We start from the raw sequence: 24,954 nt of genomic DNA, 5'->3' as shown, positions 1-24,954 counted from the left end.
GTGTTAATATACTTAATTAGCTAAATTAGACGCCAGCTGGCCGCAACCAGCCTGGATCTCAACGCCGCGGCGCAGACGGATGGTGCAGGCAATCCCGGCTTCATCAAGAACCTGCTTGAAAGCCACGGCACTCGAATGGGGTGATGCGTGGCCTGAGTATTTCCCCGTGGGGTTGAGCGGGATCAGGTTCACATGGCACAAGCTGGATCCCTTAACTCGCAAATTTATCAGCCTGTGGGCTAATAAGCGGGCCTGCTCGGGCGTGTCATTCACCCCCTGGATGAGTGCCCATTCAAAAGACAAACGGCGGTGAGTGGTTTGCACATACTCCAGGCAAGCTGCAAATAACCTGTCTAGGGGATATTTATGGTTAATCGGCAATAGCTGAGAACGTAGGTCATCATCCGCAGCATGCAGGGAAATCGCCAGGTTAACCTGCGAATGCTCTGCAGTGAAGCGCTGGATGCCAGGTATTAGACCCACGGTAGAGATTGTAAAGCGGCGTGCGCCTAGGTTAAATCCGTGTGGGTCATTCAGTGTGTGGATAGCCTGCATTGTAGCTTCATAATTGTGAAATGGCTCTCCCATACCCATCACCACAATATTGGTTACCTGTTCATGGTCTTGGGCAAGCTGGCGGGCATAAAACAAGACCTGTTCCACGATCTCACCACTGGATAAGTCACGCTTAAAACCCATCTGACCGGTGGCACAGAAGACACATCCCATGGCACAACCAGCCTGGGTGGAGATGCACAAAGTACGACGTTTCTCATAACGCATCAATACGGCTTCCACCTGGCGGTGATCGTGCAGGTTGAACAAGGTCTTGACCGTTTCACCATCTGAAGCGACCAGCTTTTTTACTGGATGGAGGGCAGTCAGGGCAGGTTGGGTACTTTCGGTTGAACTCGAAAAATTCTCCGTGAGTGCCTGCCGAAAAGCTTTCGACAGGCTGGTGAATTGGTCCGGAGTGCTGTACAGCTGCTGGTAAAGTCCATCCCACACTTGCCTGGCACGGTAGGCAGGCTCACCCCATTGGGTAAGCTGTGCTTCCAGTTCTTCATAATTCATGTCGTATATGTTGGAACTCATACTCGTTTACTGCATGCGATAGATTCGCGAATATCGCTAACTTTCACCAGAGAACATCTGGATAACACTTACCAGGTCAGCAGTGATGATATCTGGCACCGGCTGCCAGGCTGCTGCCTGCGCGGCGTTGGTGACACCTGAAAGAACAAGGGCGGTCAGGCAGCCCATTTGCTGGGCGCAGGCAATGTCGGTTTCAGGCCTATCGCCCACTACCAGCACATTGGCGGCGGGGATAGCCATGCGCTCGAGGGCGATCTGGTACATCAACGGCTCGGGTTTCCCGACCACAACTGGTTGGATGCCTGTAGCAGCCGTGACTGCTGCAAGGATTGATCCCGCACCCGGGATCAACCCCTCGGGGGTTGGAAATGTCAGATCTGGGTTAGTGCCTATGTACAGCACCCCTGAACGGATGAGCAGGGTCGCTTTACGCAATTTTTCATAGGTCAGGTTGCGATCAAAACCGACGATAACAGCTTTCACATCTGTATCGGCTTGGTAAAAGCCATGCTCGGCACAAGCTTCAATCACGCCTTGCTCGCCAACGATATGGACTGCACCACCACCTTGAAACCTGGAAGTGAGAGTGTGAGTGACAGCTGTGGCAGAAGTAATCACCTGCCACGGCTGCGCACGAACATGGAAAGACGCCAATCCATCGATGTATTGCTGGACATTGCGGGTGGCATTATTGGTGGCAAAGGTAACCTTCCAGCCGATATTGTCGATAATCTCGAAAATCCGCTGCAAGTCTCCGATGGCTTGATCGCCGCGCCATAAGACACCGTCCATGTCGAGGATCATACCTTGTACCATACTACGATTGATCACAGTCTGCATAACTTTATATATCTGAGGCACTTTATTATAAAAGGATGCACCCGGATTGATCGAGGAACCGCTGATCCGGGTACATCCCATAAATTATCTTAATGATATTCGTATAGCCAAAAATATCTTGGAAATCGTCTACTTTTTCTCGACCTTCTCGGCAGGCGATTCCAGAACCTTATCAACCAGACCATAATCAACTGCACCTTTGGCATCCATATAGAAATTTCGGTCAGTATCCTTTTCGATAGTTTCCACGGTCTGTCCGGTATGGTTGGCCAGGATTTGGTTGAGGCGTGTTTTCAGGCGCAAGATCTCGCGCGCTTCAATCTCGATATCCGTTGCCTGGCCTTGCACACCACCCAGGGGTTGATGGATGTGGATCGTTGCGTGAGGCAAGGCATAACGCTGTCCTTTCGTCCCCGCAGTGAGAAGGACAGTGCCAAAGGAGGCTGTCACACCAACTGCCACAGTGCTGATCGGATTCGTGATCATTTGCATGGTGTCGTAAATTGCCAATCCGGCATAAACCTGACCGCCCGGGGAATTGATGTACATTGAAATAGGGGCATCACGGTCTTCCTGGTTCAGGAATAAAAGCTGTGCGACCGTAAGATTGGCGATCTGGTCATTAATAGGTGTGCCCAGGAATACAATGCGATTCTTGAGCAACAGCGAAAAAATATCATAAGCACGTTCACCTCTTCCGCTGGTTTCGATCACCATCGGGACGAGAGATAAAGGATCATTCAGGTTCATTCTTTTCCACCTTTTTAGTTGTTCTTTTCTTTTTTGGTTTTTCAGTTTCTTCAGGTATGGTCGGTGCTTCGCTTGCATCTACTGCAGCGGGTTCAGGTTGCTGTTCTTCCTCTTCACCCCGAGCTACCGATTGTAAATATGCCCAGGTGTGTTGAACCAACAGATCAGCGCCGATGTTCCCAATCATTCCACGCACAAACTCGTTGGTCAGGGTCTTTTTGGCTTTGTCCGGAGGCATCATCCGCCCAAGCTCATCCAGGGTACGCATCGACTCGCTTTCTAATTCAGCATTTTCGACTTTGATGTTTTCTTGTTTGGAGATCTCCAGCAACACTAATGTGCGTTTCAGACGGTCCTCAGCCAATGGTTTGGTCTCTTCACGCAAAGCAGCTGCATCCATCTTGCGCATCTTGAGATAAGTTTCCATATCTAGCTTTTGTTGTGCAAGGCGATCTTCCAGCTGGTGGATAAACATATCGACTTCACGTTCCAGCATCTGAGGCGGATACTTAATCACCGCCTCCTTGAGGATCTCCTTCATAATTTTATCGTTATAGGTGTTGTCGTATTCATCCTTGGCTTGCTTCTCGAGTGACTTGCGGATGTCTTCAATGAGAGCATCCATGGTCGCATATTGTTCACCAATGGATTGGGCAAATTCATCGGTCAGCTCAGGCAGGTGGCGCTTCTTGATCTCTTCCACAACTACGTGAACTTCCACTTCTTTACCGCGCAGGTCCTTGAACTCAGCATCCTCCGGATAAGCGTATTCGAAACGCTGCTCTTCACTGCCTGCCATACCAAGCAACTTGCGAGAGAAACCGGGGTAAGGCCACTCATTTTTATCGGGAGACTTTTCGGAAGCAATAACCACCGGCAATCGTCGGTCATTGACCAGGGATGGCATCTCACCCTGTGCAGGATTTTTACGGGTGATATTAAGACGGACATAAACCTGGTCGCCTTCCCTGGCTGGTTGATCGGAGGGTTCCAACACCACCTGGCGATCACGCAAGTCATCCAGGACCTTATTTATGTCCTTTTTGGTGATAGATTTAAGCTTGTAGGGGAGACGAATTTTCTTGTAATCACCCAGGGTTACCTGAGGTTCAAGCGGGACAACAAACTCAAAGGTCGGAGGGTCGAGCTTGAGCATATTTTCGAGCGACCCTGGTCCATAAGGATTGATTTTGGCTTCTTCAATGATTTTAGGATAGATGTCTTTTACCAGGATATCCAGCGCTTCTTCCAAGATAGCCTCCTCACCAACCGTACGCACAATGATTGGATACGGCGCTTTACCTGGACGAAAACCAGGGATTTTCTTGTGCTGGGCAATGTGGCGGGCAGCGCGATGCTTGGCTTCCTCGAGCTGGGATGGTTCGACCTCGACAGTCAGCTTTACTTGATGATTTTCAATAGGTAGTTGTTCGATTTTCAAATCATTATTCCTTTGATATACCCCGTAGCATGGCATGGGTAAGATACTTTATGGGGAAGGCGGGACTTGAACCCGCACGCCTTGCGGCACATGATCCTAAGTCATGCCTGTCTGCCAATTCCAGCACTTCCCCGCGGGTGGGGATTATAAGCGAGAGAGATGCGCACGTCAATAAATCAGATATAATCATGCGATATTTCTATCAATATATTAATAGTTCGAATGAGGAGCTTCCATTGAGCCGTTTGATTAACACGGGTAGTGCTGGTAAAGACAGGCAACTCCTTGAAAAAGGGATTACACTGGCCATCCGCAAGCTGGCCGAACAAAACGATCTCGACAGCACGACCCTGGATTTACTTGCCTATATTAGCCTCTCACTGGTGGCGATTAGTGAGACGATTGAAACATCGGTAGCAGCCTGGGAAAAACGTGGTTATTGGGTCAAGGCAGACCGCTACCGCATGGAATGGACTTGGGCAGATCATTGGGGGAAGAGTATGAAACAAGCCATTGTAGATGAAGATTGGGCTACCGTTGCAAAAATAACCGCCCAGGTAACAGAGAAGCTGAGCACAGTAAAGGTGGCACAGCAAAACCGCCTGGGAACACCCTGGATTGGTTCATACAAAAAGTTAGTAAGCCCAGACCAAAGCCATTAAAGCCACAATAGCGGTGATGGCCATCGAAATAACCACCGTGATCCGTATCACCGAGGTCTCTTCGCCGATACGGTCGATGCTGGCGGCAGCATTTTGAAGCTTGGCTGGCGATATAACGCTGGCTAGCCCGGCACCGATTCCGCTTGCAGCGGCGATGATCAGCCCCGCAGCACCAATCTTCTCAGCAGTGGAGAGATGCAGGTTTGTCAGCATAGCAATTGCAGATGTCTCAGATCCACTGATAAATCCGCCCAGCAAACCTAAAAATGGTGCCACGATCGGGTAAAGATGACCAAACCCATCTGCCGATGCATTTGCCAGCAAGGCAACCATGTTGAGCCCTGGTTGTAGCAGCTCCCAGCTTGCATTTTTACCGCTCTGATTATAAAGATATGCGATGGCAAAGAAGATGGCAGCGGAGAAAACCGGTCTTGGGGCCCGTTTCAGCCATTTCTGCAGGCTTGCCTTGATATTCGTTCTTGATGCCTTTAAGAAAGGTAAAGCCAGCATTGTGCTGACGAAAATCCAGAAATAGGCTTGCCAGAAGAAACGAATCTTCTCGGGTGCACCAGGGATGATGACCAGGGGTATGGATAAGCGGCTGAATGTCAGGTTGAAGAATGGCAGAAATGGGGCATTGACTAGGAGAGAAGCGACGGTAAGGATGATCCATGGGGAAATTGCCGCCCATAAGGTCATCTTTTGAGCCGCAGTTCGATCGGCATCGTCCATGATGTTGCTATCCAATAAAGGTTTTCTCCGTAGGGTGAGGTAAAGCAGCATGGCTATCACCACCCCACAGCCAGCAGCAATCCCAGTAACGGTAATCAAGCCTATCTTATTCATCCACACACAGATGAACCCAGCCACCAGGCCTGAGATGAGAGCTGGGATTATGCCTTTCCATACCATCTTCCAACCGCCGATGATCCATAACATCCCCAAGGCAATGCATGTGCTGATCACGGGTATGAAGCGGGCGAAATACATCCCAACCTCATTCACGGGCAATCCCACAGTATTGGCAAACACAACCACAGGCACACCCAGCAGGGCATAGGTGGTCAACGCATCATAGCCAATGGCGGGCAGAGCGATGGCAATAAAAGACGAATATCCCAGGGAGAGCATGATCGGGGGTAGGATTGAAACCGGGACAGCTCCAAGTGCTGTGAGCATTGTGCCGAAGCCAACGTTGATCAGCATGATCTGTACAATTTTGTCGCCTGGCGATACGGTTTTTAACAATGCAACTAACCGGGCAATGGCTCCAGTCTCTTGCATGACAGTTACCTGGAAAATTGAGGTTGCCACAACCAGGGCAATGGGTAAAGAAGCAATAATACCCGCCAAGCTGGATAACAAGAGAACATTTAATGAGGTTTTAAAATATAGCCAGGCGATCAGGACGGTTACACCCCAACCGATCAGGCCAGCCAGGTCTGCCGGTGTACGACGGACTGCCAGGAGTAAGAAGATGATGATCACCGGCAAGATCGCCACCACGATGCTCAAGATATTAACACCGGTCATTTTTTAGGTCCAAAGCCTCCACCACCCGGAGTGCTAATACTCAGAATATCACCTTTTGAGAGATAAAAGTTGCCTTTACCGGGTAGGTGGGTTACTTGACCCTCGTGGATAAGCTGATTTTCTCCAGCTTGCCCTGGTTCTCCACCCGAGAGACCATACGGTTGGGTGACGCGGCGCTCCGATAACAGAGTGAGCTGTGCATCGCATAATACCTTGATTTCACGGATGATTCCATCGCCCCCGCGATGGATCCCTTCTCCACCGCTGGTGTTGTGAATCGCATAACGTGTGACCTGAAGCGGATATGCATATTCCAGGGCTTCAATGGGAGTGTTTAATGTATTAGTCATGTGGCTATGGACAGCCGAAAAACCATCCTGCTGTGGGCTGGCACCCGTTCCACCGCCGATCGTCTCGTAATAGGTGAAGTATCGCTTCCTTTCAATATCCCATCCGCCGATCATCACATTGTTCATCGTGCCTTGGGAGGCGGCAGGGATGCGCTCAGGGCATGCCTGGGCGAAGGCTCCAAGGAGCACATCCACGATGCGTTGCGACGTCTCCACGTTACCGCCTGCCACTGGAGCAGGATGCAAGGCATTCACGACGGTGCCTTGTGGAGCGATGATCTTGATAGGTACCAGGCAGCCACTATTATTCGGGACATCGAGGCCGATCAGGGAACGGAAAACGTAGTTGACTGCTGACAATGTGATGGCGTACACTGCGTTGATACTGCCGGGCTGTTGCTCAGCAGAACCTGTAAAGTCGACTTCTGCGTTTTCTCCTTCAATTTTTATCGAAACTTGGATGCGGACTTTCTGCTCGGTAACCCCGTTATCATCGAGATTATCAGAAAACGTGTATTTCCCATCAGGGATTTCAGCAATCAGACGGCGCGTCATGTGCTCGGTATAGTCTAGCAATTCCTGCATGTACAGGGATACTTCCTGCAGACCGTAGCGTTGAATAAGATCAGTCAAACGGGTGATACCCCGCTGATTCGCGCCAATCTGGGCTTTTAGGTCACCGCTACGCTCTTCGGGGGTACGTACATTAGCGAGTATCAAGTCAAGTATGCCCTGGTTAAGCGTGCCACCTGTGACAAACTTTACCGGAGGGATGATCAACCCTTCCTGGAAAATCTCGCGCGCGATCGGCATCGAACCCGGCGAAATACCACCGATATCAGCATGGTGGGCGCGATTGGCAACATAGGCGACAGGTTTCATGTCATCCGCTGTAATGCCGGTATCAAAAAATAAAGGACTGACCAGGGTGATATCTGGCAAATGGGTTCCCCCAAGGAAGGGATCATTCACGATGATCGTGTCGCCTGGGCTAAGCCTCTCACCTGAAGCGGAGAATTTTTGGACGGCAGATTGGACCGACATGGGCATGGAACCCAGATGGACAGGGATATGGGCTGCCTGGGCGATCATATTGCCATGCTGATCGAAAACTGCGCAGGAAAAATCACGCCGTTCTTTGATATTAGGAGAAAAACTGGCTTTACGCAGCACCGCGCCCATCTCCTCGGCAATGGAAGCGAAGAAGTATTTATATATTTCGAGCCTGATCGGATCAGACGGATAATAATTCTGTGAATTGCGCATAGGCACTATGACAAGATCATTTTCTCTGAAATGCTGATACCACCATAAATACGATTAATAATCTCTGCGAGCAGAGGCGCAATGGAAATTACCTCCAGCTTCGGATGGAGTTTTTCTTTAGGGACTGGTATGGTATTGGTGACCACTAGTTTCTCGATCCGATCATCTTCGTCCAGTCTTTTAAGGGCAGTTGGCAGAAGCACCGGGTGAGTGATTGCCAGGCAAGCCTTTCCCTGGGCTCCATGCTGGTAAAGGTCATCCAATTGCTTGAGAACGCTACCGCCAGCGATCAGGTCATCCACGATGATTGGCCTGCGGCCGGTGATATCGCCAACGATGTGCGTGGTTTTAACTTCCAAGGGGCTGGATCTGCGTTTATGCATGATGACCAGCGGTAGATCAAGCAACCCTGCATATTTACCTGCCAGGCTGGCCCGCCCAACATCCGGGCTGACGATTACAGAATTGCGGTATTCGGGTTTACGGTAGTAATTCGCCAGGAGAGATATGGCTGACAACGGATCGACCGGGATGTTGAAGAAACCTTGAATGGCTGGGTTGTGGATGTCAAAGAAAATTACCCTTGAAGCGCCTTGTTTTTCAAGTAAATTCGCCACGACCCTGGCGCTGATGGCTTCTCGCCCATGGGACATACGATCCTGGCGGGCATACGGGAAATAAGGGATCACCACGCTGATGGAGTGGGCACTCGCCCGGCGAAAAGCATCCAGGTATAACAAAAGTTCCATGAGGCGATCATTGACCGGCATGGAACAAGTCTGGATGAAAAATATGTCCTGGTCCCTGACGACCTCATCAATATTTACAAATATCTCTGAATCGGGAAAGATTCGGGTGGTTGAGTTACCCAGTGGAACACCCAGGAGATCGGTGACTTCGTGAGCTAATGCCTGGTGCGATGAACCCGCGAATATTCGTAGTGGATGGGATGACATGATCGGTTTACCTTATAACTATTAATCACTTGAGTAATTGGTTGGATAGCTTGGGTTTGAAAAAAACATCAATGATAAGATTATCAAATTCATCGACTTCCAGCTTATCATTATTATCCATGAATATGGTTGTATCTGCTGAAACGATTAATGCAGGACCAGATAGTGCCGTTCCAGGGAATAGATCATCATATTGATATACAGGAATCAATTCTGAACCTTTGGATAACTCGACCTGCATGGATCGTAGCGGGGCAGGTACCTCGGATGGGAACCTAGTTGGGCGTTTGGGTAACTGGATGCGGGGGACTTTTCCGATAGCACACAGGCGCAGATTTACAATTTCAGTTTCTTTGCCAGTATAAGAATAGCCATACGCGCTATCGTGGGCTTGGGTGAACGCAGCCAGGAAGTCCTTGGAATACGCTATATTTAGCTCGTAGGATTGCCCCACATAGCGGACATCCAAACTAGGTTGGATCTCAATTTCGTTCGCTGCTATTCCTTCTCTCGCCATTTCTGATATCCCTTTATCAATTAACGGCTCGAATTGATCATCCAATATGGACATATCGGTCGTGCCAGGCAGCATTATCGTCTTCACGTAATCCTTGACCACGTCAGAGGCGAGCATGCCATAGGCTGATAATGTAGAAGCGTACCGGGAGATAACCACCTTAGGGATATCCATCTGACGGGCTAACGCGACAGCATGTAACCCGCCAGCTCCGCCAAAAGAAAAAAGGAAGAAATCGCGCGGATCGTGGCCACGTTCAATAGAGATGACCCGCAATGCTCTCTCCATCTGGGCGTTAACCACCTCAATGACACCCCTGGCAGCTTGAATTGCTGTCCGCTGCATGCGAACACCCAGTTTTTCCATGGCGAGCCATGATCGGCCAGCGTCTATGTGCATTTTTCCACCCAGAAAATATTCGGGGAGCAGGCGACCTAAAACTAAGTTTGCATCGGTGACCGTGGGGGAATCCCCCATACCATAACACGCTGGGCCAGGAATCGCACCTGTACTTTGCGGACCCACCCGTAGAGAACCGCCTGAATCAATATAGGCGATCGAGCCTCCACCGGCACCAATCGTGTGGATGTCAAGCAGAGGTAATCGAATCGGATAACCTCCCACGACTGCTTCGGTTGTGAAGGAGGGATGACCATTAATCAACGATACGTCTGTGGATGTCCCACCCATGTCAAAGGTGATCACTTTTGGTGTAATCTGACTTGACTGCGAGGCATCACGTGACACGATACTCTCAGTGATGTTCATTGCACCTGAAATCCCCCCGGCTGGGCCAGATAGGATACACCGGGCACCATTTCTGCGTGCTTCTGGCAGGCTGATCATCCCCCCATTGGATTGCATGATATCAACGTGTACATCGCCCAATGAAGACGCTAATTTGGAGAGATACCTATCAAGAATTGGAGAGACATATGCATTAATTACCGTGGTGCTCATTCGTTCATATTCCCGATACTCTGGCAATATATCACTTGACAAATAAACGGGAAAAGCATACCCGCTGAGTTTTTCTACTATCATTTGCTCATGCTGAGGATGTAAAAAGCTGAATAACAGGCAAATGGCGACTGACTCAATGTGTGATTGGGATAGCTGTTGGGCGATTGCTTCCAGCTGGGTTGGGTCGAAGGGGATGAGAACATTACCAAGATGATCAACTCGTTCCCTAACTTCAAATCTCAAGTCTGAAGGTACAAGCGGTGAAGTCGGAGGAACATTCCAATCGTATAAGCTGGGGCGGTTTTGCCGGCCGATCTGTAGGATGTCATTGAAACCCTGGGTGGTGATCAGGGCTGTTCGAGCACCTTTTCCTTCCAGTAGGGCATTGGTTGCCACGGTTGAGCCATGAATAACATGCAAAGCGCCATGTGAAGTAATTTGTTTTAATCCATCAAGGACAGATTTGGCCGGGTCGGAGGGATCAGACGGGAGTTTAAACGTACGGATATTTCCACTCTCGGGCTCGTACACGATGAAATCAGTGAAAGTGCCGCCAATATCGATACCAATGCGTAACATGGTATCTGAGTATAGAGTATCCGATTAAAAAAAACAAGGGAGTCAAGTGTTTTATAGGAAAGAGATTTGTCTGGCAGGGTTTTTGCCATTAACTGAAATGTATTGAGCCGCCTTCTTCATATTTACACCGAAGGCGGGTAGCATTTCGGGGTTGGTTATTTTACCCATCCTACGCGCGGTCAGGATTGCGTCTGCGGTTTTCGGTCCAATGCCTGGTATACGCAACAGCTCATATTTTTCTGCCCCATTGATCTCAACGGGGGTCGACACCAGGTTTTCTTTGGCCCAGGCGGTCTTTGGGTCGATATCTAGGGGCAAGTGCCCATTTCGATCAAATGGAAGGTCTTCAAGGCCGAATCCATAATCGCGCAGCAAGAAAGAAGCTTCATACAAGCGGAATTCACGATGTGGGGAGCCAGGCGGCACATTTTCAAGCGGTGTATCGGGGATAGGATTGAATGTTGAGTAGTACGTACGCTTTAATTTGAGCTGGCTATAGAGGTATTCCGTGGTTGCTAAGAGCTCTACGTCGGTCTCTCCGACTGCACTGACTACGAACTGGGTGACTGAAGAAGGCCAGCGATGATCCCATCCATGATAGGGTGATTGTGTCTGCCGGATTTGTTGGATCCATTTTAACGGTTGGACTAATTCTTCGGTGAATCGTTTACCTGGAGCAAGCTTTTGTAGTGTAGCTGTGGTCGGTGCTTCGAGATTTATGGATACCCGGTCAGCCAGCTGCATGGCGCGTTCTACCTGGGCATATTCAGCCCCGGGCATGATTTTTAGGTGGACATAACCCTTAAAATGCAGTTTGTTCCGCAGGATATCCGCTGTATCCAGCAGATAGTCCTGTGTGAAAGATCCATTATTGAATATTCCCGAGCTCAGGAATATCCCTTCAGCGATATGCGCCTGATAGAGGGATAAGAATATTTTTGCGAATTCCTCTGGTTGGAAGGATGCACGCTGAAAATCGCGCCCAGAGCGGAAGGGGCAGTAGTTACAGTCCCGCTCACACACTGTGGAGAGCTGGGACTTCAACAATGAGATCCGCTTACCACTCGGCAAGACCGCATCACTGACGGAGATTTTATCCTGCTTGCGACTAGGGACCTGGATACAGCTGGTGTCTTCAGCAGATTCCAGGTGCATCTGTGCGCTAACCAGTTTTAATTTCTCATAAGTCTCCACGTATATATTATAGAACAAATGTACTAGTTGTCAAGTGAAAAAACCTCTCCGTAGAACTGCAGGAGAGGTCTTTTATGCAGGATAACTCGCTTGATCAATCCTGCTGGGATTGTAGCAAACGGTAGAGCGAGCGGCTCGCCAGGATGTCGGTACTGACCATGCCCAGGACTTTTTTCCCATCCACGATGGGCATGGCAGATATCTCGTGATACTCAAGCTTGCGAACCAGGTCCAGAATGGCATCATCGGGCCTGGCAGTGATCACTTGTTTGGTCATGACCTGTTCGAGAAGCGTCATTTCTATCGAGCCGCGTGAAGCTGCCCTGGTGATATCCCAATTGGATAATACTCCGATCAATTCATCACGTGGATTCACGACCGCCAGAATTGGGCAACCAGTTTCGACCAGTAATTTGGCCGCTTCCTGCAGGGTGGCTGATGAAGGGATCGTGATGATGGATGCCATGATATCGGATGCTTTTCGATCCTTCTCCTTGGAAGTGATGCGCCTGATACTGATGCTTTCAGCAGCTTCGCAAGGCAGGAGATCCGGATCCAAGATTAATAAATCAACCAGCTCGTGCATATTGCACCTGATAACCTCATCGCGGGCTGTTTCTGCTGCTTTGAGTCTTTTTTCAGCTAGCTCTCCAAAGTCTTGAGCATGCTGTTCAAGCCAGCTATTCACCCCTTCGAAATCACCCAGCAGCTGATCAGGGATGCGTAGATGGTTAGGTGTCTTGATTAGTGTTTCCTGGGAAGCAAAGATGACACCGCCAGAGTTAACCAGGTAATCAGTGACAATTAGCACACCTTTGTTACGATAGACTTCCCGTTCCATCAGTGAGCGGGCATATTTGCGATCTGGATCGGGTGAATACGTGTTGGCACCTTCGATGATCAAGCCCCAGGTACCCATCCGGTCAGTCGTCATGGATGGTTTGGATACATCGTTGATATCAAGGTAGTTCGACACCGGAGCAGCGGGGATGAAACAAAAAGCAGATTCCCGCAATAAGTCCTCAGGAAAACTGGAGAATTTGGTAGTGAATTTTCCAAGCGGAAGATTGCTCAGCTTTTCTTGGTAATACCCCTTGGTGACGACTCCTTTTTCCTTCCAATCATTGAATAAGCGCTCGATGGGTAATCCATTCAAGTCGTATAAATATCCTGAGATGTCGCTGATACCGACAATATGCGCTTCAGGGATGCGCTGTTTGATGTAGCGTGCTCCGTGGGCCCCTACAGCTCCAAAACCCTGCAACATAATGGTGATATCACTTCGATCGGGGATGGTTTTATTGGCGAATTGCGGCAGGTTGCGTAAGCGAGGTAGCTCCTCGAGCAATGCTTCAAGGGCGATAGCCAGACCTCCACCCGCTGCGCCGAGCTGATCGATACGATTTCCGCCCATCTCAACAGGCTTTGAAAGGGCATTATCCAGCCCATTCATTGTGGCGATGATTTTCATGTCGGCATCGTTGGTGCCCACATCCGGCCCTGGCAGATAAATATCTCGATAGCGGTAGATCAACCCTGCGAATCGCCTGACAATTTCCTGGTGGATCTCGATCGGCATGTCAGGGTCAGCAATGATGCCGGCTTTTCCACCCCCATAGGGAAGGTCGGCCGCGGCATTTTTTAACGTCATACCCCTGGCTAAATTGTGGATGGTGCTAGGGGTCAGGTCGGGTAGCATACGGATTCCACCCATCGATGGCCGGCCCATAGCCAGGTTATCGACGACCAGGTAACCACCCACTTCCAGTGGAGTTTCATCATCCCACACACATGCCAGTACTTTAGGCCCCAGGCTATCCACCTCGATGCCAAGCCTGCCTAGGCGGTCGACATCCAGTGGACCAAAATCGATGAAACATTTACCGTCTTCACAGATCAGTCGGCTCTTCCAGGTTTGCTCTGGAATACGGGCTTTAAGAAAAGCCTCCATTTGCTTAGGAATCATGGGTCTCCTTATTTATGAAGGTTCTGGGCGGCTACAAAGGATAAACCGTGCTGAGTTAGGGCATAGGCCGTACGATTCGCAGCATCAAATTTATCAATGAAATTGGTCTTTAGATTTTCCCAGTCACCCGATTCGATGACTTCGCTCTTATCACGGAAATAATCCAAGATATCGGATGGATGCGGGCGTGCCTGGTCAACCTCCGGGTCGCCACCTTCGTGTTTGGCGGAGATATTGGCCACATGATCAGCGAGCTGGACCAGCTCGTCACGCCGATTGTATGGCTGGCGAACGATACTTTTCCAGGTTTCCGTGATATGGTGCTCAAACCTGACAACATCTTCAAACCCGAAATCCTTCCTGAACTGGGCGGTGATTTCGAGGGTTTCGTTATTAACTGAATTGCTCCAATTAAAACCGATCAATGGGGAGGTACCATCATCACGTGAGAATAATTTTGCCCCGATTAGCGTCCACAAGCCTGCATATGGATTATCGTTCCCCATGAAGACCGATATCTTGAATTCGATGTTAACCCCGATGCGGTATAAGAAGTATCCCAGCAATACCGTACCTGGGTTAATGTTAAGAACCTGACGTACGCCGTAATTCGTATAGTAATATAGAAACTCATCCAGCCATTTCAATGGGTAGTGATTGGGCTGGCCGACGCCACCGAAATAGCCAGTGATCGTCGCCGGGCCACCCAAATGCACATTGGAACCGTCGGTGCCCTTGGTATCCAACGTTTCTACGTAGGAAGCACCAATGATGTCCATGGCGGCTGCAATGGCAGGTAAGTCGCCATCCAATTCCTGCTCCTTCATCTTTCGAACCTTGATAAACCTCCCTGGCATGAGCAGCTGTTCGGTGATCGATTTTTGGGCAATTTCCCTTATCCATGGGAAATACTGGCTTGCGCTGACTTCCAGAGTTACCGCAAAGTCATCTTTAAAATGGATGTCTTTTGTTTTTGGACCAAGTACCTTTTTCCGGTACTCGGCAATCGAGATAAACGCTGACCTGTCGCGTTGTTTTTGGAGCCAATCCAGGTCTTCGAGATACTCAGGTTTGATCTGTGCAACTTTCTCAAGTAAGTTTTCAAACTTACCGGCTTGTTCAGCTTTTCGATTGATCTCCTCGGGGGTTCCATACTTTTCGACCACCTCGAGAAAATCATTCACTACCCGCATATCAGGGTCCAAGAGTATCGAATTGAGTGTATCTAGACGTGAGCCGTCGATTCTCAGCAGCTGTCGGATTTCATTGTCCATTTTTAAGCCTCTCCTGGTTGATTACTTTCTGTCCATGAATATATTTCAATCAAATTGCCAGTCCAAATTTCATATTAATCCACGGTCAGTGTCTTACTAAGGTTACGTGGATAATCAGGATCAAAACCGCGCCCAACACTAACATGATAGGCAAGCAGCTGCATCGGGATGATAGCCAGGATCGGAGTGAGGAGTGGCCCGGTCGACGGAATGGTGATCATCTCGTGTGCGTTTGCTCTCAGGCGGGAATCCTCTTCGCCGATCACAATCGTCCTTGCCCCACGGCACGCAACTTCATTAATACCACTTACAATAAGCGGGATGTCTTCGGGACCGGCAAGGAAGATGATCGGGTAGCCGCTCCGAACCACCGCTAAGGGTCCATGCTTGAACTCTGTTGAAAGCAGGCCTTCACAATGAATATCAGTCACTTCCTTGAGTTTCAACGCACCTTCCAGGGCGATCGGATAGGTAGAACCGTAGCCTAGGCAGTAGCTGTCGTTCCAAGAGTCAAGCAAATCTTCCAGGCGGTTGATCTGGGCGTTGGTATCATCAACGGTTTGATCAATCATTTCAGGTAGCGTGCTCAATACCACGGTGGATAGGTTACCCATCTTGAGCGCAAGATAGAGGAAAGTTATCACCTGGTTGGTATACGTCTTTGTGGCGGGGACACTGATCTCGTAGCCACAAGTCAACGGCAGGTGCAGTTCCGTCGTTTTCATCAATGTGGAACCGATCACATTCACCAGGCCGAAACATTGCATCCCGCGATTTCTTGCGACGGCCAAGGCATTCAAGACGTCTTTGGTCTCGCCACTCTGGCTGACAAAAATACCCACATCCTGCGGGCCAAGGGTCGGTCCATACTGGGAAGTAAATTGCGTGGCAAGGACGGGGATGGCAGGTTTGGCGGCAAGGTTTGCAATATAATATGCGCCAATGCTGCAGGCGTGAAAGCTGGTTCCGCATCCGATCAGATACAGGTGTCGGGCGTTCAATAAGCGTTGTGCCATTGGCTCGACAGCGGTTGAATTATCCAGCATGTGGAGCAGCTCACGGGCAACTTGAGATTGTTCATGGATTTCTTTAAGCATGAAGTGCGCATAGCCACCCTTTTGAGCCAACTCCATACTTTCAGTGATCAGCTCGAAATCCCGTCGGATTACTGACCCATCTTTCACACTGCGGATGTCAATTTGATCAGGCTGTAATATCACAATCTCGCCATCATTGATAAATAACACCCGCCGCGTGATTGGCAGGATGGATGGCAAATCTGACGATACGCAGGTGGCACCCCCAGTGATACCTGCCACCAACCCTGAGCCTTTTTTGAATGCATATAACTTTTCTTCACCGATTTTTCCGATAACGAAGGAGTAATCTCCCAGTAGATCATTGTATGCCTTACGGATGGCATCGATGAGATCGTATCCCTGGTTTACATAGCGCTCCACTGCATGCACGCAGGTTTCACCATCATTCTCTGACCGGACCAGCATGCCTTCCGAAATAAATTGTTGGCGTAACTCAAGGTTATTGACTACATTTCCGTTATGTGCACCGACCATCAAGCCTTTTGAATCGATATGAGGCTGTGAATTTTCCGGAGAAGGAGAACCAAAAGTTGCCCAGCGTAATTGGGTGATGCCGCGGCTGCCAACCATCTCGGCGAAATTTAGCCGAGGAGCTACTTCATCAACCTTCCCCACGTCCTTTCTCAAATCGATAAGTCCGCCTTTGGTGATTGTGGCACATCCAACCGAATCGTAGCCCCGATAAGACAATCTCTGTGCTGCATTGGTCAATATTGGACCTAAAACCTGTTCGTCTTTACTGATTATCCCAAAAATACCGCACATAAATTTCGATAGTTCCTTTTATTGTGATTCTGCTGATGGAGTAAATTGCAGTGATGACTTGAAGAATTATATTATAGAGTATAGAAGGAAATATAGCCAACCATATTAAAAAGAAAATGCCGGTATCCGTATTACGAACACTGGCATTCCTTATGATCGAGTTTATTCAGATCTTATGCTTTAACAATGCAATCAACCGGGCAGACCGATACGCATTGGGGTGAATCATAGTGGCCAACACATTCTACACAGGTATCGGCATTGATCAAATAGATGGTGTCACCTTCGCTGATCGATTCTGTCGGGCATTCCGGGGTGCAGGCACCGCACGAGATGCATTCTTCAGTGATTTTCATCGCCATGGTCTTTTTCTCCTTCTTTGGGCTGAAAAGTAAGTATAGTTACGGATCCCGTAAATTACTCCGTATAGATTACTAAAACTACCTGAATGCGTCAAATGACAAACATCATGATTTCCGAGGATGGATGTGACGCCGTATAACCCCGATTCAAAGAAATAGTGCTGGGTTCAAAAATTGCATAGTGATCACTCATTTTCAGCTTCATCAATCTCTGTTTCTGAAGGTTTTTTATACTTTAAGTCACTCAAGCGCATGATCGAATCTTTTCCGTACCGATTCCGTACATCATCCACCGCGGTGAAGAGTTTATTATTGCTCTTCTGTGGAGCGTCCCATAAACCTAGCTGCTTGGCAGGATTCTCAAATTGGGTGAGGCCCACTCCAAGCAAGCGCACAGGTTTGCCTTTGACCCAGGTCTTATTAAATATTTCTTTGACTGAAGAATAGATATCACGATCATCATTTGTTGGATAATCAAGGGTTGCCTGTCTGGTGAGGGTAATGAAATCAGACCAGCGTAATTTGAGTTTGACGGTGGTACCTTTCAGGTTTTTCTTTCTAAGCCGGCGACCAACGCTTTCTGAGAGCGAATGGAGCGTTTCATACAGGATTTGGATATCTGAGACGTCACGAGCAAAGGTCGTTTCGTTGCTGACCGATTTTACTGTGTGGCTGGTGTGAACCGGGCTGTCATCTATCCCGATGGCGCGCCTGCCTAAATCTTCGCCAAATTTACCGAGGTGCTTGATGAGTTCTGTTTTTGGGGTGCGCGCAATGTCTCCAATGGTGCGAATTCCCAGCTCATCCAGACGTTCTGCTGTCTTCGGGCCAATCCCCCACAATGCTTTTGTCGGCAATGGGGCCAGGAAAGCGGCTTCTTCACCTGGATTGACTACTTTGATCGCCTGAGGTGGCATGTTGGAGCGCTTTGAAGCTTTTCCCACATCCGTGGCAATTTTCGCTACCAGTTTGCTGGTTGCTACACCGATTGAACATGGCAGATGGAAGTTGAGGCGGATATATTCTTGAATGGCAGATGCAAGGCTCTCTGCTGAATCGGGCAGATCACTCAGATCAAGAAATGCTTCGTCAATCGATACTTGTTCAATAAGCGGGGTGAGCGTATCCAGATAATCCATTATTTGGTGAGATATTTTCCCATAATCGCTATGCCTGCCGGAGACGATGATCAGATCGGGTTGTAATTTTAAGGCCTGCGCCATGGGCATGGCTGAATGTATTCCACGAAGGCGTGCCGCATAAGAACATGAAGCTACCACTCCACGCTGGTCTGGACGCCCGCCCACGGCGAATGCTTTTCCACGCAGCGCGGGATCGTTATTCTCCTCTACGGAGCAGAAGAAAGCATCAAGATCGATATGAAGAATTTTTCTCTGCATTACTCGTATTTTAGTGCAGTGACCGGGACCATTGTGGCTGCCCGCAGCGCCGGGTAGAGACCAGATATCAGACCTATTAATGTGGCAAAAATCAATGCGAAAATAGGCAACCAAAGGGGTGTATATACAGCTGTGGTTGGAGGTGGTCCACCCTGTTGAGCAGATTGCCCGGCGAGGTACGAAAGCGCCAGTACATTGATCACCTGACCGGCACTCCAACCGACCAATACGCCGCCTATACCACCCAACAGGCCAATCCCTGCTGCTTCACCTAAAAATATCGCTAGAACATCGCGATTGGTCGCACCAATGGCTTTCATCAAGCCGATTTCCTTAGTCCGCTCCAGGATAGCCATTGCCATGGTGTTTGCAATCCCGATAGCAGCCACAAGTAACGAAATTGCGCCAACGCCACCGAAGATGACCTGCATGATCACGAAGAAACTGTTGATCCCCTGGACATAGGACTGGGGAGTATACGCCTGGTAGCCCAGCTGGGTGATTTGCTCGCTGATATCAAGCACCTGATCGACATTATCCACACTAACAACCAACTGGTTATACCCATCCCGGTCGCGGTTGATCCGCCTGCCTAAGATCCATTGATTGTAAGCAGTCACGTCACTCAGGGACATATATACTGAATAGTCAGACTCACCTTTTGACTCATTCAAAAAACCAACAATCTTGAGCGGAACAGTTTTTCGGGTCTCAGTTCCTTCCTGATCGTATTTTAAGATTTCCAGTTTTATGGTTTGTCCAAGCAGATCGGGTGGGGTGGGTGGAGCCTGACCTGGCCGCCATTGAGGATTATAAAATGTGTTAGGCACCTGGTATCCGACGATTGCTGTACCGGGGTTGAGGGTATCATCACCTCCCTGCAGATCAACACCCAGATAGCTAAGATCGGGCGCACCAACCCCTATAATCCCCATATAGGTCTCCATACGATTGTATTTTAAGACCGATGCACCCTGAATGTAATCACGTGGGATGACTGACTTTACCCCTGGGATGGCAGATAATTGCTCGATCGTATCGTCCGTGATTATTGTCTGGACCGGGGTGGAGGAATTCCCAATACCCTTCCCTCCGCTGGGTACAGGTCCCATCTCCTGATAATTGGGAAAAACCTGGATTTGTGTTAGATCTCCAATCTGATATAACTGCTGGGTGGCATTTTTTTGTAAACCGATGGCTAAGGAGACGAGCACGACCACCGCTGATGTGCCAATGATCACCCCGATGGCGGTTAAGGCAACCCGGCCTTTTCGTCTGCCAAGGTTGTCAATAATCAATGCAAGTAAATCGAAAAATCTCATTCAAACCATACAAGGCATTATCAGAGGTTATGGTCCTTTGAGTGGCTGAGCAGGGGCAATGATTGGTTCTCCCGGCACTATAGTCTCCATGGGAAGATTATTGCCCGCGGATTGGGCTGTATTCAGAGCTGAATCAAGGCCAATCAGGCCTAAGATAAAACGCAAAACCTTGTGCACAAATGTTTCTGGGGCTTGTGGGGGAATCTCAGATCCGTCGCCTGGCATACCATCACTCGGAGGCTCAATAATCGGTTGTTCCAATACATCCACAGGCAATGTCTGCGTAATTATTTGAGATTGGTTAAAATCATCGGTATAACCAACTGAGACAATCACATCCGTTACTCCTGACCCATCCGGAATGTAGGTTGCATCCAATGTGAAGTAGCCTCCTGGCTCAAGGTTTCCGACGAAGATCGTATTATTGCTGAATTGTCCGCTAGTTCCTGATACGCTCATATTTCCGAGCACCACACTGCTACGTCCCATATTTACCACCTGGACTGGCAACGTATTGGACTGTCCAGCGAAAATGGATGACACATCCTGGTAAAAGCTGATTTCCAGATTAGGAATACGATAGACCAACAAGGTGATTACCTGGTCGTCAACAAAAGTCTGATTCCGATCATTGATATAAATAAAAGAGATTTTGAGAGGGTATGCTCCTGCAGCTGTTGAGACATTCACAATGAGTGGCTGAAATGCAGTTTTTGTTGTTCCGGGTGAAAAATCACCCAGTGATTGAACATTCGACGAATTAATCGGGGCAAAGTTGGTGAATTCACCGCTTCCACCTGAAACACCGCCTGGCTGTGGTGTTCCAGTATCCCCTCCAGAAGAGCTACTACCTCCACCTACAACCATTGTAACGTTTTTTGCAGTCGCCGCGCCTGAATTGGCGATGTTGATGGTTAGATTAAATTGGGTCCCAGGTTGGAGAGGATCGATATCGGTCGAATAACCGGTGATGACGAGCTGTGGTTTGAATGAGGGGGTCGGGGTGACCGTGGGGGTTGGAGTAGCAGTCGCCTTAGATGAGTATATATAATGTACGGGTAAAGTAATCGTAAACGATTCACTGTAAGTGATACCAGCTTCATTCGTATAGCTAAGCGACATGTGTATGGATACAACTGATGTCCAGATGTCGGTATTGAGGTATAAGGGCTGGCCGAATTCTGCATGATTCCCAGGGGCAATTTCACCAACCGCAACTACACCTCCAGTCTGGCGGGGAACAAGATCACCGGAGGCTGAAGCAAAGGTAGCCACGATATTCGTCGCATATTGCTGCCCAGCGTTATATAACGTGACAAACAGAGTAAATGCAGACCCAGGAGATATTGTGTCCTGGTCAAGGCTATACGTCTGAACCACGATGACTGGCCGTTCGTATGAGCCAGGTGGTTCTACCGTGACCGTTGTGGTTAAAATGGTTGCCTGTGTGTCAATAGATATCTCGCTTGCATCTCCGAGGGTAACCGGCTGTGTGAATAGCTTGTTTGTATCGTTGCTATTTACGCTATCTGGACTAAAGGCGTTAACCATCTTCGGCTGGAGAAACATCCCTGCCAACAGCGTGAGAAGCAGAAAAAAACAAAGAATATGGATCTGGTTTCTTTTCATATCATTTACCCTTCAGATACCCTTACAATAGATAAATAAATCATGTGGAAGTAGTTAAGATTGATGCGGCATTATATTCATCTTCGCTGACGATACGCCCATCCAGTAAATATTTGTGCATCGTGGCGAATTGTTTCATGCGTGCGTCATGGGTGACAACCAATACGGAATGACCCTGAAGATGTAATTCTGACAGCAGGTGCATAATACCTGCGCCGCTGGCCGTATCCAGATTGCCTGTTGGTTCATCAGCCAGGATTAGCATTGGGTCATTGATCAATGCCCGGGCGATGGCGACCCTTTGCTGCTGCCCACCGGAGAGCTCGGTCGGTTTATGTGCTGCACGATCCCCCAGGCCTACCTGCTTGAGGACGTGCATGGATTTTTCCAGGCGATGGCGCTTTGACGTGAAGTTAAACCGCATAGGAAAGGCAACATTCTGCTGAGCAGTCATACTGGATATCAGATTGAACGATTGGAAAATAAACCCGACAGTTTGGCGTCGATAGACTGCCAGCGTATTCTCATCTAACTCGTCCAATATCTGCCCATTCACATCGATATGGCCGCGCGTGACACGATCTAACCCCCCTAATAGGTATAAAAGCGTGCTCTTCCCAGAGCCGGAGGGGCCCATCAAGACGGTGAAAGAGTTATGCTCAAGCTCCAGATCAACTCCATCCAGTGCGCGGACAATGGTCCCACCCATCGGAAATTCTTTAGATACCTCAGAGATCTTGACAAACGGGTCTGGCATAAGTTAATAGGGATGCTTGTAAACAACTATTAGAAAAAGAATGGGCGGGTGATGGATAAGTTACCGAGCAAGCTCATCAGGTAAGCAATACCAGCTTGCAAGGCAAGGAAAATTAACACTACTAAGACAACTGCGATGGCTGACTTTACCAGACTCAGTGCGGTCGACTTACGTGTACCCATGATGAGCAGGATGATCTGCCAAACGACATAGATATCGATTACCTTCAAGAGTTGACCGAGGAATTGAATTGCGGCCGAGTCGCCGACTGGACTGAAGCCAGATAAACCCGGGGAGACAATCAATTTATGGGTGATAAGCATGTAAGCAATCTGGATAAGAGAACGGATTGCCAGCGGCATGCTTGCCCAAGCAACGATGTTCATCGACATCAGCGTACTGCCTCGGCCACCGAAGAGCGTTGTTGCCAGATGCAATGCACCTCCAAGGATTAGCCAGCCGATCCAGATCCCGACTAACGCTGTGATCGCCGGCAACACATACACAAATACAGGGCCTTGGGTGGATTGGATGGCTTGCATGTATTGAGCTTGCTGATCTGCCGAGTAGTACTGGAAGTCTGGCGGGTAAGTGATTTCTCCCGTCATTGCAACTTGACTCTTGATTCGGCCAGCGACGAGCACGTTAATCAATATCATAATGGATAGAAGAAGTAATGGAGTGATCCATACAGAAAGATTAACCGATGCAATTCGCTCAAATGCCCGACGTGGTCGGAGTAGTACGTCTGGAATCCAATTCCAATAAAAGCGCTTATTTCTGCTTGCGACTGCTACGTCTGTCATATCATATTAACCTTGAAAGAAAATGGAGAAAAATTATTACGGATTTTCGGAAATTGGGGCATCACCAGGCTTCGTAATAATTTCATCAACCTGTAATGGTAGGCGCATGCTGAGCCAGACAACCATCAAGCTAACTTTATCAATACTGACTTCAATATCAGGGTATAAATCAGAAAAATTCTTGTATAAAACCTCAAAGTCTTCATCCTTCGGCCAATGTGTATAGAAACCCGGCAATTTCGCCCTGTTCATCTTTATCGGAAAAACAGGCCATTCCTTCACAGCTTCAGTGAGCGCCGATAAAGCAAGAGACTCTTCACTCTCAGATAGCGTTTTCCAATGCCGGGCCTGCAGCAGGGAATAAACCTTTTCTCGTAAATCTGAATGGGTTTCGGCCCAGCCAGCTAAAAGCACCGCAACAAGCTCTGGATTTTTCTCGAATGCCTTGGAGGTCGGAACAACTTTAACCAAAGCGGGTGCCTTGTCACTGCTCCGAAAGCCTGGCACATTTACGAATTTCTTGATCATGTGATTCAGATCAGATGACAATGACTCATCCAGGTTGGTTTGATTATTGAGCGTTTCCCGCACGACTTTCAACCTGAAATCTGGACGCATGTACTCGTTTATTGCGTGGAAGGGTAGGAATTCTGCATTTTCTGCCATAAGATTATCCTGATTTGAGATGGAATGCCGTTAGTATACCAAATCATTGGAAATAATTTAGATAAGTAGCTTGTTATCGAAGATCTATAGGCAAAATATTAGCTTATGGTGTAATATGTGTGATGAAAATTAGCCGGAGTTGAAAATATGAGAGAAGAACTCACACTTGGAAAAACCGATATCTGGATATCACCAATCGGTTTCGGATTAATGCAATGGGCAGATTATAAAACAAATTACAACGAGTCTAGCAACGGAAACGATGTTGTCTCACAAATGTATCATATCGCTTTGCAGGCTGGGATTAATTTATTTGATACTGCAGAAGCTTACGGAAATGGGAGATCTGAGCTGCTATTGGGTGACTGCCTGAGGCGTGACCCGCAAAAAATCATCGTTGCGACGAAATTCATGCCCTACCCGTGGCGATTGAATAAGCGAGAATTACGATCCGCCTTAATCAGGAGCCTGTCTAGGCTTGGATTAGATCATATCGATTTATATCAAATGCACTGGCCGTTTCCTCCGATATCTATTCCAACCTGGATGGAAGCGATGGCATCAGTGGTCAAAGAGGGACTCGTAAGGAGCGTCGGAGTTTCCAATTACTCCGTGACTCAAACACAGCTGGCTTTCGATACACTAGCAAAATATAATATCCCGCTAGCTTCTAATCAAGTGAAATTCAATCTGCTGGATCAAAGGCCAATTCAAAGTGGCCTGGTTGAGCTTTGTTCCCAATTAGGCATCACAATCATTGC

The 24,954-nt window shown here is 48.5% G+C and carries 21 protein-coding genes and 1 tRNA gene; 2 read left to right on the top strand and 20 right to left on the bottom strand.

Annotated elements, in window-relative coordinates; all coding sequences use genetic code 11:
- Window positions 1–12: 12 nt before the first annotated feature.
- The 5 genes from rlmN to C3F13_15070 form a co-directional block, all read right to left on the bottom strand.
- Entirely contained in the window at window positions 13–1,095 is a 1,083-nt protein-coding gene (rlmN, locus tag C3F13_15090; GenBank protein ID PWB50834.1) for a 23S rRNA (adenine(2503)-C(2))-methyltransferase RlmN, read from the bottom strand.
- 36 nt (window positions 1,096–1,131) lie between these two features.
- Complete coding sequence (locus C3F13_15085) at window positions 1,132–2,016, bottom strand: haloacid dehalogenase (protein PWB50833.1); 885 nt, start codon at window positions 2,014–2,016, stop codon at window positions 1,132–1,134.
- 48 nt (window positions 2,017–2,064) lie between these two features.
- Window positions 2,065–2,685 (bottom strand): ATP-dependent Clp protease proteolytic subunit, encoded by a 621-nt coding sequence (locus C3F13_15080; GenBank protein ID PWB50832.1) that lies wholly within the window; start codon window positions 2,683–2,685, stop codon window positions 2,065–2,067.
- A complete protein-coding gene (tig, locus tag C3F13_15075; protein PWB50831.1) occupies window positions 2,672–4,162 on the bottom strand; it encodes a trigger factor in 1,491 nt (496 codons plus the stop codon). Before tig ends, C3F13_15080 begins: the two co-directional genes overlap by 14 nt.
- A 15-nt stretch (window positions 4,163–4,177) precedes the next feature.
- Window positions 4,178–4,259: transfer RNA gene (locus C3F13_15070), tRNA-Leu, on the bottom strand.
- 103 nt (window positions 4,260–4,362) lie between these two features.
- Between C3F13_15070 and C3F13_15065 the strand changes: the two genes are divergently transcribed.
- Entirely contained in the window at window positions 4,363–4,788 is a 426-nt protein-coding gene (locus tag C3F13_15065) for a hypothetical protein (protein PWB50830.1), read from the top strand.
- Here the strand turns inward: C3F13_15065 and C3F13_15060 are convergent.
- The 15 genes from C3F13_15060 to C3F13_14990 all read right to left on the bottom strand — a co-directional run bounded on the left by C3F13_15060 (window position 4,762) and on the right by C3F13_14990 (window position 24,193).
- On the bottom strand, window positions 4,762–6,321 hold the full coding sequence (locus C3F13_15060) for a lactate permease (protein PWB50829.1): 1,560 nt from the start codon (window positions 6,319–6,321) through the stop codon (window positions 4,762–4,764). The two genes, C3F13_15065 and C3F13_15060, sit on opposite strands and share 27 nt — an antisense overlap.
- Window positions 6,318–7,937, bottom strand: coding sequence for a 5-oxoprolinase (locus tag C3F13_15055; protein PWB50984.1), 1,620 nt, complete (start codon window positions 7,935–7,937; stop codon window positions 6,318–6,320). Before C3F13_15055 ends, C3F13_15060 begins: the two co-directional genes overlap by 4 nt.
- A gap of 5 nt (window positions 7,938–7,942) precedes the next feature.
- Complete coding sequence (locus tag C3F13_15050) at window positions 7,943–8,893, bottom strand: hypothetical protein (GenBank protein ID PWB50828.1); 951 nt, start codon at window positions 8,891–8,893, stop codon at window positions 7,943–7,945.
- Between the two features lie 25 nt (window positions 8,894–8,918).
- A complete protein-coding gene (locus tag C3F13_15045) occupies window positions 8,919–10,952 on the bottom strand; it encodes a 5-oxoprolinase (protein PWB50827.1) in 2,034 nt (677 codons plus the stop codon).
- 51 nt (window positions 10,953–11,003) lie between these two features.
- Complete coding sequence (locus C3F13_15040; GenBank protein PWB50826.1) at window positions 11,004–12,107, bottom strand: hypothetical protein; 1,104 nt, start codon at window positions 12,105–12,107, stop codon at window positions 11,004–11,006.
- 133 nt (window positions 12,108–12,240) lie between these two features.
- Complete coding sequence (locus C3F13_15035; GenBank protein PWB50825.1) at window positions 12,241–14,112, bottom strand: glutamate dehydrogenase; 1,872 nt, start codon at window positions 14,110–14,112, stop codon at window positions 12,241–12,243.
- Between the two features lie 8 nt (window positions 14,113–14,120).
- On the bottom strand, window positions 14,121–15,386 hold the full coding sequence (locus C3F13_15030; protein PWB50824.1) for a hypothetical protein: 1,266 nt from the start codon (window positions 15,384–15,386) through the stop codon (window positions 14,121–14,123).
- Window positions 15,387–15,460: 74 nt separating this feature from the next.
- Window positions 15,461–17,251 (bottom strand): glutamine--fructose-6-phosphate transaminase (isomerizing), encoded by a 1,791-nt coding sequence (glmS, locus tag C3F13_15025; GenBank protein PWB50823.1) that lies wholly within the window; start codon window positions 17,249–17,251, stop codon window positions 15,461–15,463.
- A 173-nt stretch (window positions 17,252–17,424) separates the two neighbouring features.
- Window positions 17,425–17,613 carry a ferredoxin gene (locus C3F13_15020; protein PWB50822.1) on the bottom strand — a complete coding sequence of 63 codons (189 nt, stop codon included), beginning with the start codon at window positions 17,611–17,613 and terminating at the stop codon, window positions 17,425–17,427.
- A 185-nt stretch (window positions 17,614–17,798) separates the two neighbouring features.
- Window positions 17,799–19,013 carry a DNA polymerase IV gene (locus C3F13_15015; protein PWB50821.1) on the bottom strand — a complete coding sequence of 405 codons (1,215 nt, stop codon included), beginning with the start codon at window positions 19,011–19,013 and terminating at the stop codon, window positions 17,799–17,801.
- Entirely contained in the window at window positions 19,013–20,335 is a 1,323-nt protein-coding gene (locus C3F13_15010) for a hypothetical protein (GenBank protein PWB50820.1), read from the bottom strand. The genes C3F13_15015 and C3F13_15010 overlap by 1 nt, the downstream gene beginning before the upstream one ends.
- A 27-nt stretch (window positions 20,336–20,362) precedes the next feature.
- Complete coding sequence (locus C3F13_15005; protein PWB50819.1) at window positions 20,363–21,964, bottom strand: hypothetical protein; 1,602 nt, start codon at window positions 21,962–21,964, stop codon at window positions 20,363–20,365.
- A gap of 40 nt (window positions 21,965–22,004) precedes the next feature.
- Window positions 22,005–22,721, bottom strand: coding sequence for a macrolide ABC transporter ATP-binding protein (locus C3F13_15000; GenBank protein PWB50818.1), 717 nt, complete (start codon window positions 22,719–22,721; stop codon window positions 22,005–22,007).
- A gap of 29 nt (window positions 22,722–22,750) precedes the next feature.
- Window positions 22,751–23,527, bottom strand: coding sequence for a hypothetical protein (locus C3F13_14995; protein ID PWB50817.1), 777 nt, complete (start codon window positions 23,525–23,527; stop codon window positions 22,751–22,753).
- 36 nt (window positions 23,528–23,563) lie between these two features.
- Complete coding sequence (locus C3F13_14990) at window positions 23,564–24,193, bottom strand: hypothetical protein (GenBank protein PWB50816.1); 630 nt, start codon at window positions 24,191–24,193, stop codon at window positions 23,564–23,566.
- Between the two features lie 147 nt (window positions 24,194–24,340).
- Between C3F13_14990 and C3F13_14985 the strand changes: the two genes are divergently transcribed.
- A partial coding sequence (locus C3F13_14985) for a 2,5-didehydrogluconate reductase (protein PWB50815.1) occupies window positions 24,341–24,954 on the top strand: 614 nt, incomplete at its 3' end.

The sequence above is a fragment of the Anaerolineales bacterium genome (genome assembly GCA_003105035.1).
In the GTDB taxonomy this organism is placed as follows: Bacteria; Chloroflexota; Anaerolineae; order Anaerolineales; family UBA4823; genus FEB-25.
This window is presented reverse-complemented; position numbering and strand designations above follow the sequence as displayed.

Coding starts and splice junctions, on each gene's coding strand:
- C3F13_15000 (PWB50818.1), bottom strand. CDS start 22,721: ATGCCAGACCCGTTTGTCAAGATCTCTGAGGTATCTAAAGAATTTCCG.
- C3F13_14990 (PWB50816.1), bottom strand. CDS start 24,193: ATGGCAGAAAATGCAGAATTCCTACCCTTCCACGCAATAAACGAGTAC.
- C3F13_15005 (PWB50819.1), bottom strand. CDS start 21,964: ATGAAAAGAAACCAGATCCATATTCTTTGTTTTTTTCTGCTTCTCACG.
- C3F13_15035 (PWB50825.1), bottom strand. CDS start 14,112: ATGATTCCTAAGCAAATGGAGGCTTTTCTTAAAGCCCGTATTCCAGAG.
- C3F13_15040 (PWB50826.1), bottom strand. CDS start 12,107: ATGCACCTGGAATCTGCTGAAGACACCAGCTGTATCCAGGTCCCTAGT.
- C3F13_15085 (PWB50833.1), bottom strand. CDS start 2,016: ATGGGATGTACCCGGATCAGCGGTTCCTCGATCAATCCGGGTGCATCC.
- C3F13_15030 (PWB50824.1), bottom strand. CDS start 15,386: ATGGACAATGAAATCCGACAGCTGCTGAGAATCGACGGCTCACGTCTA.
- C3F13_15050 (PWB50828.1), bottom strand. CDS start 8,893: ATGTCATCCCATCCACTACGAATATTCGCGGGTTCATCGCACCAGGCA.
- glmS (PWB50823.1), bottom strand. CDS start 17,251: ATGTGCGGTATTTTTGGGATAATCAGTAAAGACGAACAGGTTTTAGGT.
- C3F13_15010 (PWB50820.1), bottom strand. CDS start 20,335: ATGAGATTTTTCGATTTACTTGCATTGATTATTGACAACCTTGGCAGA.
- C3F13_15060 (PWB50829.1), bottom strand. CDS start 6,321: ATGACCGGTGTTAATATCTTGAGCATCGTGGTGGCGATCTTGCCGGTG.
- C3F13_15045 (PWB50827.1), bottom strand. CDS start 10,952: ATGTTACGCATTGGTATCGATATTGGCGGCACTTTCACTGATTTCATC.
- C3F13_15080 (PWB50832.1), bottom strand. CDS start 2,685: ATGAACCTGAATGATCCTTTATCTCTCGTCCCGATGGTGATCGAAACC.
- C3F13_14995 (PWB50817.1), bottom strand. CDS start 23,527: ATGACAGACGTAGCAGTCGCAAGCAGAAATAAGCGCTTTTATTGGAAT.
- rlmN (PWB50834.1), bottom strand. CDS start 1,095: ATGAGTTCCAACATATACGACATGAATTATGAAGAACTGGAAGCACAG.
- tig (PWB50831.1), bottom strand. CDS start 4,162: ATGCCATGCTACGGGGTATATCAAAGGAATAATGATTTGAAAATCGAA.
- C3F13_15055 (PWB50984.1), bottom strand. CDS start 7,937: ATGCGCAATTCACAGAATTATTATCCGTCTGATCCGATCAGGCTCGAA.
- C3F13_15020 (PWB50822.1), bottom strand. CDS start 17,613: ATGGCGATGAAAATCACTGAAGAATGCATCTCGTGCGGTGCCTGCACC.
- C3F13_15015 (PWB50821.1), bottom strand. CDS start 19,013: ATGCAGAGAAAAATTCTTCATATCGATCTTGATGCTTTCTTCTGCTCC.